The organism is Aestuariimicrobium ganziense, assembly GCF_015352975.1.
Classification (GTDB): domain Bacteria; phylum Actinomycetota; class Actinomycetes; order Propionibacteriales; family Propionibacteriaceae; genus Aestuariimicrobium; species Aestuariimicrobium ganziense.
The window spans coordinates 39,599-50,090 of the sequence record NZ_JACYIZ010000003.1 but is presented as its reverse complement, the minus strand read 5'-3'; the positions used below and the strand labels follow the sequence as shown (position 1 = coordinate 50,090).

Below are 10,492 nucleotides of genomic sequence, written 5' to 3'. Positions count from 1 at the left end.
CCTTTCTGGGGGGAATCAGCCACAAGTCGCACCCTCGGCGACCAACCATGGCCGTTGGTGTGACCCGCAGGTCTGACCGGTCACCCCTCAGGTCAGCAGCGCGGTGACCAGCAGCAGCACCGGGATCGAGCCCACGGTGGCGACCAGGGCGGCGTCGCGGGCGACCGCCATGCCCCGCTGGTAGCGCAGCGCGAACACGTAGGCGTTCTGGGCGGTGGGCAGTGCTGCGAGCACGGTGACCACCAACAGGTCCTTGCCGCTCAGCCCGAAGGCGAACCGGCCCAGGGCCCAGGCGATCACCGGCATGGCCAACAACTTCAGTGAGACGGCCAGCAGCACGTCGCGTCGTCCACTGCCGGGAACCAACGGACGCTGCCCGTGCAGTGACATGCCGAAGGCGATCAGCACCAACGGCACCGAGGCATTGCCGATCAGCCGGAAGGGCTCGACCACGAAGGCCGGCACCGGGACGGAGAAGACCGAGATCAGCACCCCGAGCAGGGTGGCGACCATCACCGGGTTCTTCAGCGGTTGGGTCACCGAGCGGACGAGGCTCCGCTCACCCTGGATGGTGAGGATGTCGAGGGGGTCATCACGAAGAAGACCAGCCTGCTGAGACCCTCCTCGATGTCGCCGCGGACCAGCCCGAACAGCTTGGTGAGGTAGCCGGCGGCGATCATCACGCCGATCACCAGGAAGCCTTGGAGCACACCGCTCACGGCGGGGTCCCTTCCTTCAAGGGTGGTGCGGGTGTGTCACGAGCAACGGCGGCGACACCCTGGTGGGCGCCGCCGCCGTCGTCGGTCAGGTCATGACGTCGTCAGCTGGACGATGTCGACGTCACTCGGCCTTGGTCAGGGGATCCCAGCCCTCGGGCAGCGGATCGACCTGCGGGGGAACCGAGGTGATCTCGACGGTCCTGTTCTCGGCGATCGACTCCTCGACGGCCAGCATGATGTCGAGCACGTGGTAGGCGAGCTCGCCCTGCAGGCGCGGGGCCTGGCCCTTGCTGACAGCGCGGTAGATCTCGACCACACCGATGCCGCGGCCGTTGCCGGCCGCTTCGGCCATGACGCCGTCGTCGGCCTTGCCACCGGCGTGGCGGGTGGTCGGGCCGTCGAACATGTTGGGGTCTGGGGCGACGACGGTGCCGTCACTGCCCTGGAACTCCAGGATGCCCATGCGCACTTGGCCGGAGTCGAAGGAGTACATGCACATCGACGAGGCACCGTTGGCGTGCTTGAGCAGCACGTTGGTGGTGGTCGGCACGGTGACGTCGAAGTCGGTGCCCTCCTTGGGTCCCGACATGACGGTGCGCTTGTCGCGGGCCTTGCCGCCGGCGGCGGTCACCGAGACGACCGGGCCGAGAGCCAGCACCAGCGAGGTGAAGTAGTACGGGCCGATGTCGAGGGTCGGGCCGGCGCCGGTCTGGAACAAGAAGGCGGGGTCCGGATGCCACAGGTCGGGACCGGGCTGCTGCATGATCGCCACACCGGCCATCGGGCGCCCGGCTGAACCGTCGGCGAAGGCGCGCAGGGCGGACTGGATGCCGGGGCCGAGCACCGTGTCAGGGGCGCAGCAGACCCACACGCCGCGCTCCTTGGCCTCGTCCAGCAGGGCCTTGGCCTTCTCGCGGTTGAGGCCGAGCGGCTTCTCGCTCCAGACGTGCTTGCCGGCGCGGATCGCCAGGGTCGACACGTCGATGTGCACCTCGGGCGGGGTGATGTTGACCACGAGGTCGACCTCGGGGATGTTGATGACGGTGTTCTCCGGGCCCCAGACCGGCACACCGAACTTCTCAGCCTGCGCCTGTGCGCGCTCGGGGATGAGGTCGTCGATCGCGACGACTTCGACGTCGGGGTAGCTGGTGAGGTTGGTGAGGTACTGCGTCGAGATGTTGCCGGCCCCGACGATGCCGATCTTCCAGGTCATCAGTGACTCCTTCTCGCCGATGCCCGGGCAGCCTCGGCGCGCCCCCTCAGCCTATCGTCGCGGTTCGGTGACCACGAGGGCGGGGCGACATCGTGGTCACCACGCCCGGATCGTCGGTCAGCGCTTGACCAGCCCGGTCTCGTAGGCGAGCAGCACCAGCCCCACCCGGTCGCGGCACTGCAGCTTGCTGAGCAGGCGCCCGATGTGGGTCTTGACGGTGCCCTCGGCCATGTAGAGGGTCGAGCCGATCTCGGCATTGGTCGCCCCGTGGGCGATCTCGACCAGCACCTCACGTTCGCGCTCGGTGAGCACGTCGAGCCGGTTGTCGCGGTGTCCCGGAGCCGAGGGCAGGGTGGGGACGACGTGCTCGAGCAGTCGGCGGGTGGCCGACGGGGCGACCACGGCCTCACCGGCGGCGACGTTGCGGATGGCGCTGAGCAGTTCGGTGGGGCGCGCGTCCTTGAGCAGGAAGCCGGAGGCCCCGGCCTTGAGGGCGGCGAAGACGTACTCGTCCAGGTCGAAGGTGGTCAGCACCAGCACCTTGGTGGTCAGCGGCGACGAGGCAATCCGCCGGGTGGCCTCGACCCCGTCCATCACCGGCATCCGGATGTCCATCAGCACGACGTCGACCTCGGCGCGGCGCAGCACCTCGAGCGCCTCGACCCCGTTGTTGGCCTCGGCGACCACAGCCATGTCGTCCTCGGCCTCGATCAACATCCGGAAACCACTGCGCACCAACGCCTGGTCGTCGGCGAGCAGCACACGGATCTGGTCGGTCATCGAGGGCCTCCTGGGATGGTCGGAACGTTGGGCGGCGCGGGTGTCTGGAACGGCGGTGCCGGGTGCGAGTTCGCGGGCGATGACCCGGCCGGTGGCATCGGCAGCAGGGCCCGCACCAGGAATCCGCCGGTGCTCCTGGGTCGGGCGAGCAGTTGCCCACCCATCGCCGCGACGCGTTCGGCCATGCCCTGCAGACCGTGGCCGGCGCCGTCGTCGGACGAGGCGGCACCCACCCCGTCGTCGGCGACCTCGACCACGATCATGTCGGGAAGGTAGCTCACGGTGACCTGGCACCTGGCCTCGGGTCCGGCGTGCTTGAGGAAGTTGGTGACGCCCTCCTGGGCGATCCGGTAGGCGGTCAGGCCGACGGTCTGGGGCACCGACGGCACCGCACCGCGGACGACCAGCGCGACCCGGTCACCCGACCGCTCCACCATCTCGGGGATGTCGTCCAGTCCCGGGGTGGGTCGGTAGTCGGGAGCGGCCGGGTCCTCCCCGCGCAGCACGCCGACAATCCTGCGCATCTCGGCCAGGGCGTCTCGTCCGGTCTCGGCGATCGTGCCCAAAACCTCGGCCGCGTGCTCGGGGCGCTTGGCGGCCAGCGCTCGTCCGCCCTCGGCCTGGACGATCATCACCGACAGCGAGTGGGCGACGATGTCGTGCAACTCGCGCGCGATCTGCGAGCGGGCTCGCACCTCGGCGAACCGGGCAGCCGCCTCGCGCTCGGCGAGTTCGGCCTGGTGGCGCTGCACACGGGCCTGGGCGCGCTGGTCGGTGATCAGCGCTGACTCGCGGATGCGTCGTCCGATCGCGTACGGGGTGACCACCATGCCGCCGCAGACCACCGCGGCCAGCACGTAGAAGGTGAGCGTCGCGGTGAAGTCGGTGTAGGGGCTCATCATCCCGGCGACCCACGACAGCGGTCCGAGCACGGCGGCAGCCGCCCCGAGCAGCAGCACCAGCCGCGAGCGTCGTCCGTCGACCCAGCGGGCGTAGCTGTAGACCGCGACCGGGATCACCACCACCGAGGTGGTCGGGACGTTGAGCAGGAACAGTTGCAGGATGCCGCCGGCGGTGACCAGGGCGAGCATCAGCAGCGGGTTTCGACGCCGCCACAGCAGGCCGGCCCACATCAGCAGGCCGGTGACCAGCGCAGCCGCCATCCGGGGAGAACTGCTGCCCAGCAGGAAGTAGGGCAGCAGCGCCATCAGCCCGACCACCACCACGGCGATGCCGTTCACCAGGAATGCCCGGCGTTCCTGGTCGGCAGTTTCGGGCAGTGTCGTGGACATCGGACCAAGCCTAGGCGTCGCCACCGGGTGGCAGCGTCGTACTGCGGGATGCTCCTGGGGCGGGGCCGGTCATGCCACGGGATGGCTTTGGTCGCTTTTGTGTGACGATTCGCGATGCGGTCGGGTGCTGCGGGCCGCGGGGTGCCTATCGTGCTGATGGGTCGATCGGTTGCCGGTCGGGAGAGGAACTGTGCGTCCATGGCGGGCGAGGGCGGGGCGGTGAGCTGGGCCTACCGTGCCACCGCGCAGGCGATGGCCAACGGCACCGCCGACACCACCTGGGTGCATCACATGATCGACTTCATCGACGCCCGGATCGACCTCGCCGACCAGCGGTTGATGGTGGTGCTCGCGTTGCGACTGGGCGGGGGCGACCTGTTGCCGCAGGCGCTGCGTGATGAGATCGACCGGTGCCTGGTCGGGTTCCGCCACGGCATGGACGACGTCAGCACCGACTCGATGTGCACCTGGACCGAGAACCACCAGGCGATGTTCGCCGTGGGGGAGTTCCTGTCTGGCCAACTGCTGCCCGACAAGGTGTTCTCGCACACCGGGTTCAGTGGTGCCCAGCACCGCGAGCGCGGACGCACCCGGCTGCTGTGGTGGCTGGAGGACCGCTTCCGCCATGGCTTCTCGGAGTGGCTGAGCGGCACCTTCTACGAACTCGACATCGCGGCGCTGACGCTGCTGGTCGAACACAGCCAGGACGACGACCTGACCACCCGGGCGTCGATGGTGCTCGACCTGATGCTGCTCGACATGGCCCTGCACCGGTTCGAGGGCAGGTTCGTGGCCTGCGAGGGACGCGCCTATCGCAAGCCGAAGATGGAGCCGGTGCGCTCGGAACTCAACGGCATCCTCGCGGCCGCGTTCGGTGCCCCGCCGAGGTTCGACCCGCAGACCATGACCAGCATCTTCGTCGGCCGGTCGCGCTATCAGGTGCCCCGCGTGCTGGACGAGATCGCCCGTGCCGACGGCGCTCACCTGATCAGGACGAGCCATGGCCGCGACCCGGGTGAGGCCGTGGAGGGCTCACGGATGCGGCACCGTGACCGCGACGGTGACGAGGCCCGAGACGACGTGCTGCGGGCGGCGTGGGGGATGCAGGCCTTCACCACGCCCGAGACCGTCGGCGTCACCCTCGACGGCATGCGACGGCTGGGGTTGGCCAGCAACCGCTACCTGGCCCAACTGGGTCCCTTCCTGCGGCTGTCACCGCGGATGGCCAGGGCCACCCTGCGTGCGCTCAACCCGATCACCACTGGGTTGGTGCTGCCACGGGCCAACATCGTCACCCACCGCACGCCTCGGCACGTGCTCTCGAGCACCCAGCACTTCCAGCCCGGCGAGTTCGGTGACCAGCAGAGTCTGTGGATGGCGTCGCTGCCGAACGACATCAGGGTGTTCGGCACCCACCCCGGCGCCTCGACCCTGGGATCGGAGGTGCGCTCGGCCACCCCCTCGGCCTGGGTGGGCAACGGGATCAACCCCGACATCGGCCAGGTCGACAACGTGCTGCTGGTGCTGCACGACCTGCGGCTGCGCCGCGGCTACCTCGAGGGACGCCGCCACGAACTGTCACACCTGTACTTCCCGTTCGTGAAGTTCGACGAGTCGACCCTCACCGAACGGATGGTGGCCGCCCGCAAGGGCGACTCGTTCATCGGCGTGGTGGCACTGAACCCGATCGAGATGTCGAGTGAGGACGAACTGCTGCAGCGCGGCACCCTGACCGGTTGGGCGGTGGTGCTCAGTGACCGCGGCGAGTACTCGTCCCTGTCGGAGTTCACCACCATGCTCAAGGCGGCAACTCTCGACATGCGGCGCACCAGCCTGGTCTTCGACGCGGTGCTCGGGCTGGGCGATCGTCCCCGGGCTCCGCACCGGATCGAACTGCGCTGGAAGCAGGGCCTCCGGGTCGACGGGGTGGGCCGCAACGCCTCGTTCGGACGCTACGACTGCGCCTGGGTGCAGGCCCCGCGGGGCGCGTCGACGATCACCGTCACCGGTCGGGACTCGTCGCTGCGACTCAACTGGACGACCGGTACCCGTAGCCAGGAGTGATCCGATGACCCACGCCACCGACCCCACCGCCCACCGGTTGATCCCCGTGGTCGTCCTGGACGACGCCGCGCTGGCGAGGCCACTGGCCGAGCAGTTGCTGGCCGACGGGATCGGGGTGGCCGAGGTCACCCTGCGGACGCCGGCGGCGCTGGACTCGATCAGGGCGATGGCCGAGGTCGACGGACTGCTGGTGGGTGCCGGCACCGTGCTGTCGGCCGACCAGGTCGACCAGGCGGTCGATGCGGGCGCGCAGTTCGTGGTGAGCCCGGGGCTGCACCGAGGTGTGGTGGAGCGGGCCGCTGAGCGTGGCGTGGTCGTGGTGCCCGGTGCGGTGACGCCGACCGAGGTGATGACGGCACTGGAGTGGGGCATCACCACGCTGAAGTTCTTCCCTGCCTCGACCTACGGCGGCCCGGCGGCGCTGAGGGCACTGTCGGCGGTGTTCGGCACCGTGCGCTGGGTGCCGACCGGTGGCATCGGCCCGCACAACGTGGACGAGTACCTCGCCCTGCCTTCAGTGGTCGCCGTCGGCGGATCGTGGATGGTCACCACGGCGCTGGAGCGCCTGTCGGAGGCCGGCCGGTGACGCGGGTGCTGGTGCTGCGGGCCGGTGACGACGTCGCCGTCGCCCTCGAGGCGCTGGCGGCCGGTGACGTGGTCGAGGCCGATGGCCGGTCGGTCGAGGTCACCGGGCAGGTGCCCGCGGGGCACAAGGTCGCGTTGGTGCAGCGCCGGGTTGGCGACCCGGTGCGCAAGTACTCCCAGGTGATCGGGGTCGCCACGGCCGACATCGCTGCCGGCGAGCACGTGCACACCCACAACCTGGCGTTCGTCCCGGTGGCGCGTGGGGACGTGGATCGAGTAGCCCGCGAGGAACGAGCGGGAGTGTCGAGATCACGGGCGGACGTGTCGAGATCTGGAAACCCCGACCGCCTGCCCCGCACCTTCCTGGGCTACCGGCGTCCAGACGGACGAGCCGCCACCCGCAACTACATCGGCATCGTCACCAGCGTGAACTGCGCGGCCTCGGTGGCCCAGATGGTCGAGCGCCACTTCACCGGGCGACTCGACGACCACCCGAACGTCGACGGCGTGGTGGCGCTGACCCACGACTCGGGGTGTGGGCTGGTGGCGGGGTCGGACGGTGCCCGGCTGTTCGAGCGGACCCTGGTCGGCACCGCGACCCACCCCAACTTCGCTGCCCTGGTCGTGGTCGGGTTGGGCTGCGAGATGCTGCTGGCCGGTGAGTTGTTCGCCCAGTTGTCGTCGACCGCCAGCCAGGTGCTGGTGATCCAGGACGAGGGTGGGGTGAGCGCAACGGTGGCGGCGGCGGTCGCCGAGGTCGAGCGGCTGCTTCCCGAGGTCGGTGCCGTCGAGCGCGAGCCGATCGGAGTCGACGAACTCGTGCTGTCGGTGAAGTGCGGCGGCTCGGACGGCTACTCCGGCATCACCGCCAATCCTGCGCTCGGGCACACGGCCGACCTGCTGGTGGGGATGGGCGGGCGGGTCGTGATCGGCGAGACCCCCGAGGTGTACGGGGCCGAGCACCTGCTCACCGAGCGCGCGGTCTCGTCCGAGGTCGCCGACAAGTTGGACGAGCGGATCGCCTGGTGGCGCGACTACACCGCGGTCCACGGCGGCTCGCTCGACAACAACCCCTCCCCGGGCAACAAGGACGGCGGCATCACCACGATCGTCGAGAAGTCACTCGGTGCCGTCGCCAAGGCCGGGTCGTCACCGCTGGCTGACGTGGTGGGCTACGCCGAGCCGATCGTCGCCGACGGGCTGACCTTCATGGACACACCTGGCTACGACCCGGTCAGCGTCACCGGGATGATCGCCGGCGGCGCCAACGTCGTGGTGTTCACCACAGGACGAGGCTCGATGTTCGGCTCTCGTCCAGCGCCCTGCATCAAGGTGGCGACCAACTCGGCGATGTACGCCAGGTTGGCCGGCGACATGGACTTCGACGCCGGGGTGGTGCTCGACGGGGTCAGCATCGAGCAGGTCGGCGAGCAGTTGTTCCGCGAGGTGGTCGAGGTGGCCTCGGGACGAGCCACCGCCTCGGAGCGGTTGGGCATCGGTGCCGACGAGTTCATCCCCTGGCACCTGGGCGCGGTGGTCTGAGCGGGCCGCGCGATCACAGTTTCGGCGATTGCCGCGACAGCGCGGCAGTTCCGGAAACCCTGATCGGCCGGTTGGTGGATATCGCTGGGTCCACCCAGCAATCCCCAACAACACCGATCACCTCCGTCGGCGGGCGACGCGGGCTACTCGCTGGTCGGCACCTCGCCGCGGATCTCGACGCCGGCGAGCACTGCAGCGGCCTCGGTGAGGCTGGGGACGAGCTTCTCCCCGAACCCCAGGGCCGAGGCGACACCGAGGGCCACCACAGTCCCGTTGCCGACCGGTGTCGGCACCCGGTGCTGGCCGGCCATCCGGGTGTAGTAGCGCACGTCCTTGAGGGCGTTGTCGAGCTGGAAGTTCATCGTGGTGTAGTCACCGTTGATGGTGGCGCCCATGGTGCGCACCGCCGGGCAGTTCATGCCTCCGGCGGTGATCACCTCGTACAGCGCTGCCAGGTTGACGCCGACCTTCGCTCCCACCCCGAGTCCCTCGGCGACCGCCGAGGTGATGGTCTGGTACATGAAGTTGTTGATCAGCTTGATCGCGTGCGCCGACCCGGTCGGCCCGGCATGGATGATCCGTGCCGCGAAGGTCTCGAGCACCGGACGAACCTCCTCCAGCAGTTCGTCGGTGGCGCCGACGATCACGTTCAGTCGACCGGCCTCGGCCTCGGCCGGTCCCATGGTGAGCGGGGCGTCCACGAAGCGAACCCCCTTGGTCTCACAGCGTCGGACGAGGGCCGCGGTCATCGACGGTTCGCTGGTGGAGCTGTCGACGATCACGAGGTTCTCGCGCGGGTCGGTGAGCAAAGCGTCGACCACCTCGGCGACGTCGTCGGCGCCGGTGACGCAGACCACCACCACGTCGCAGGATCGTCCCAGCTCGGCGGTGTCGACCACGGTGGTGCCCGCGGCCAGCAGGTCGTCCACCCTGTCGTTGGGCGCCCGCAGGCTGATCGCCAGCTCGAACCCCTTCTCGACGATGTTCCTGGCCATGCCGTGCCCCATCAGGCCGGTGGCCCCGACGAATCCCACTCGAGTCATGGCGCCACTGTACGGTCGGTCACCGGCGAGGGCGTTGGCCTGGGCGACCAGGTCGGACGGTCCGGGAGCGGTGTCGGTGACCAGCGCCACTTCGACGATGTGGAACCCCATGGGTGAAGCCTCGTGGTCGCGACGACCACCCTGCAACGCATTTCGTGCCGCGGACGAGGTGCGGCACGCCACAATGGGCCCCATGACGATCAATGTGCTTGCCATCTTCCACGCCCTGCCCGAGCACCGGGACGAGCTGAAGCGCCGCCTCGAGGTGATGGCCGAGGCCACCCACCAGGAGGAGGGCTGCCTGCTCTACGCGTTGCAGGAGGGTGCCGAAGACCCCAACGTCCTCGGCTTCGTCGAGAAGTGGGCCAGTGAAGAGGCACTGGCCAAGCACCTGCAGGCCCCCCACGTGCGCGAGGGTGGCGAGGAGCGTCAGGCGATGATGTCGCAGCCGGGTGTGGTGATCAAGACCTACAACGCCGCCGAGGGTGAGTGGCCGGCCGCACTCTGAAACAACGTCAGGGAACACCGCGAGGGGGAGCGCACCGAGCGACGAGGGCGGCCACGTAGGCTGGCTGGCATGAAGAAGCCGCTGCTGATCCTGGCCGTCCTCGGAGCCGTGCTCGCTGTCGTTGGTGCACGCCAGAAGGTCGCCGAGGCCGAGCGCGAGGCAGCGCTGTGGGCCGAGGCGACCGACCCGGTCACCTGAGCGACGCGTCGACCACACTCACTGCCGAGCGGTCGCGCGGCGGGTGCCCCACAGCGCCATGGCGATGAACACCGCCAACCAGACCGCGACGTTGGCCAGCAGCATCCACACTGAGTCGTGGGTCCGCTTGTCGCCGTCCATCACCCATCCCTCGGTCATCGGATAGCTCACCAACCCGACGCAGCCGGACAGCGGGGTGAAGTGGGCGATCTTGAGCATCGTCGCGCTCAGCGGCATGAACATGTTGCCGAAGAAGGCGAAGAACACCAGCAGGCCCGAGGCCACGCTGGCGGCGGTCTCGCTGCGCAGCAGCAGGGCAAAGCCCAACCCGTAGACCGCGAACAGGCCCGATCCGAGCACGGCGATCACGAAGCACAGTGCCCAGATCGTTGAGCAGCATCGTGATCCGGTCGCCCTGCACCTCGACGTCGTGGACGCCGGGCAGCGCGCTGAGCTGGCGGGCGGCCGCGTCTGGGTCGGCGAACGTGGCTGCCACCGTTCGTCCGCCGGTGGTGTTGCGCACCTCCTCGGTGGGTCCGTCGGACGGC

At 69.4% G+C, this 10,492-nt stretch carries 11 protein-coding genes and 1 pseudogene; 5 read left to right on the top strand and 7 right to left on the bottom strand.

Annotated features, from left to right (window positions below; genetic code table 11):
• Window positions 1-87: 87 nt before the first annotated feature.
• From IE660_RS06085 to IE660_RS16575, 5 genes and pseudogenes are all read right to left on the bottom strand, one after another.
• Window positions 88-540, bottom strand: coding sequence for an AEC family transporter (locus IE660_RS06085; protein ID WP_203567458.1), 453 nt, complete (start codon window positions 538-540; stop codon window positions 88-90).
• A complete protein-coding gene (locus tag IE660_RS06080) occupies window positions 537-719 on the bottom strand; it encodes a hypothetical protein (RefSeq protein ID WP_203567457.1) in 183 nt (60 codons plus the stop codon). The genes IE660_RS06085 and IE660_RS06080 overlap by 4 nt, the downstream gene beginning before the upstream one ends.
• A gap of 121 nt (window positions 720-840) precedes the next feature.
• Window positions 841-1,932 carry a Gfo/Idh/MocA family protein gene (locus IE660_RS06075; RefSeq protein ID WP_203567456.1) on the bottom strand — a complete coding sequence of 364 codons (1,092 nt, stop codon included), beginning with the start codon at window positions 1,930-1,932 and terminating at the stop codon, window positions 841-843.
• 117 nt (window positions 1,933-2,049) lie between these two features.
• Complete coding sequence (locus IE660_RS06070; protein ID WP_203567455.1) at window positions 2,050-2,712, bottom strand: response regulator; 663 nt, start codon at window positions 2,710-2,712, stop codon at window positions 2,050-2,052.
• Window positions 2,713-2,807: 95 nt separating this feature from the next.
• Window positions 2,808-3,959, bottom strand: a pseudogene (locus tag IE660_RS16575) (sensor histidine kinase); the annotation flags it as partial.
• A gap of 264 nt (window positions 3,960-4,223) precedes the next feature.
• On the opposite strand from IE660_RS16575, the gene IE660_RS06060 reads away from it, so the two are divergent.
• Genes IE660_RS06060 through IE660_RS06050 form a run of 3 tightly spaced genes read left to right on the top strand, consistent with a single transcriptional unit; the run spans window position 4,224 to window position 8,195 of the window.
• On the top strand, window positions 4,224-6,068 hold the full coding sequence (locus IE660_RS06060; RefSeq protein WP_203567453.1) for a hypothetical protein: 1,845 nt from the start codon (window positions 4,224-4,226) through the stop codon (window positions 6,066-6,068).
• A gap of 4 nt (window positions 6,069-6,072) precedes the next feature.
• Entirely contained in the window at window positions 6,073-6,654 is a 582-nt protein-coding gene (eda, locus tag IE660_RS06055; RefSeq protein WP_203567452.1) for a bifunctional 4-hydroxy-2-oxoglutarate aldolase/2-dehydro-3-deoxy-phosphogluconate aldolase, read from the top strand.
• Window positions 6,651-8,195, top strand: coding sequence for a UxaA family hydrolase (locus IE660_RS06050; protein WP_203567451.1), 1,545 nt, complete (start codon window positions 6,651-6,653; stop codon window positions 8,193-8,195). Before eda ends, IE660_RS06050 begins: the two co-directional genes overlap by 4 nt.
• Before the next feature lie 143 nt (window positions 8,196-8,338).
• On the opposite strand, the gene IE660_RS06045 is transcribed toward IE660_RS06050, so the two are convergent.
• A complete protein-coding gene (locus IE660_RS06045) occupies window positions 8,339-9,349 on the bottom strand; it encodes an NAD(P)-dependent oxidoreductase (RefSeq protein WP_235997120.1) in 1,011 nt (336 codons plus the stop codon).
• A gap of 82 nt (window positions 9,350-9,431) precedes the next feature.
• Here IE660_RS06045 and IE660_RS06040 point away from each other — a divergent pair, with 82 nt between their 5' ends.
• Both IE660_RS06040 and IE660_RS15770 read left to right on the top strand, forming a co-directional pair.
• Complete coding sequence (locus tag IE660_RS06040) at window positions 9,432-9,746, top strand: putative quinol monooxygenase (RefSeq protein ID WP_203567450.1); 315 nt, start codon at window positions 9,432-9,434, stop codon at window positions 9,744-9,746.
• A gap of 69 nt (window positions 9,747-9,815) precedes the next feature.
• The gene (locus IE660_RS15770) at window positions 9,816-9,944 is read left to right on the top strand and encodes a DLW-39 family protein (protein ID WP_235997119.1); all 129 of its coding nucleotides are present in this window, start codon (window positions 9,816-9,818) and stop codon (window positions 9,942-9,944) included.
• A gap of 18 nt (window positions 9,945-9,962) precedes the next feature.
• On the opposite strand, the gene IE660_RS06035 is transcribed toward IE660_RS15770, so the two are convergent.
• A complete protein-coding gene (locus tag IE660_RS06035) occupies window positions 9,963-10,313 on the bottom strand; it encodes a hypothetical protein (RefSeq protein WP_203567449.1) in 351 nt (116 codons plus the stop codon).
• Between the last annotated feature and the right edge of the window lie 179 nt (window positions 10,314-10,492).

Coding starts and splice junctions, on each gene's coding strand:
- IE660_RS06070 (WP_203567455.1), bottom strand. CDS start 2,712: ATGACCGACCAGATCCGTGTGCTGCTCGCCGACGACCAGGCGTTGGTG.
- IE660_RS06045 (WP_235997120.1), bottom strand. CDS start 9,349: ATGGGGTTCCACATCGTCGAAGTGGCGCTGGTCACCGACACCGCTCCC.
- IE660_RS06040 (WP_203567450.1), top strand. CDS start 9,432: ATGACGATCAATGTGCTTGCCATCTTCCACGCCCTGCCCGAGCACCGG.
- eda (WP_203567452.1), top strand. CDS start 6,073: ATGACCCACGCCACCGACCCCACCGCCCACCGGTTGATCCCCGTGGTC.
- IE660_RS15770 (WP_235997119.1), top strand. CDS start 9,816: ATGAAGAAGCCGCTGCTGATCCTGGCCGTCCTCGGAGCCGTGCTCGCT.
- IE660_RS06075 (WP_203567456.1), bottom strand. CDS start 1,932: ATGACCTGGAAGATCGGCATCGTCGGGGCCGGCAACATCTCGACGCAG.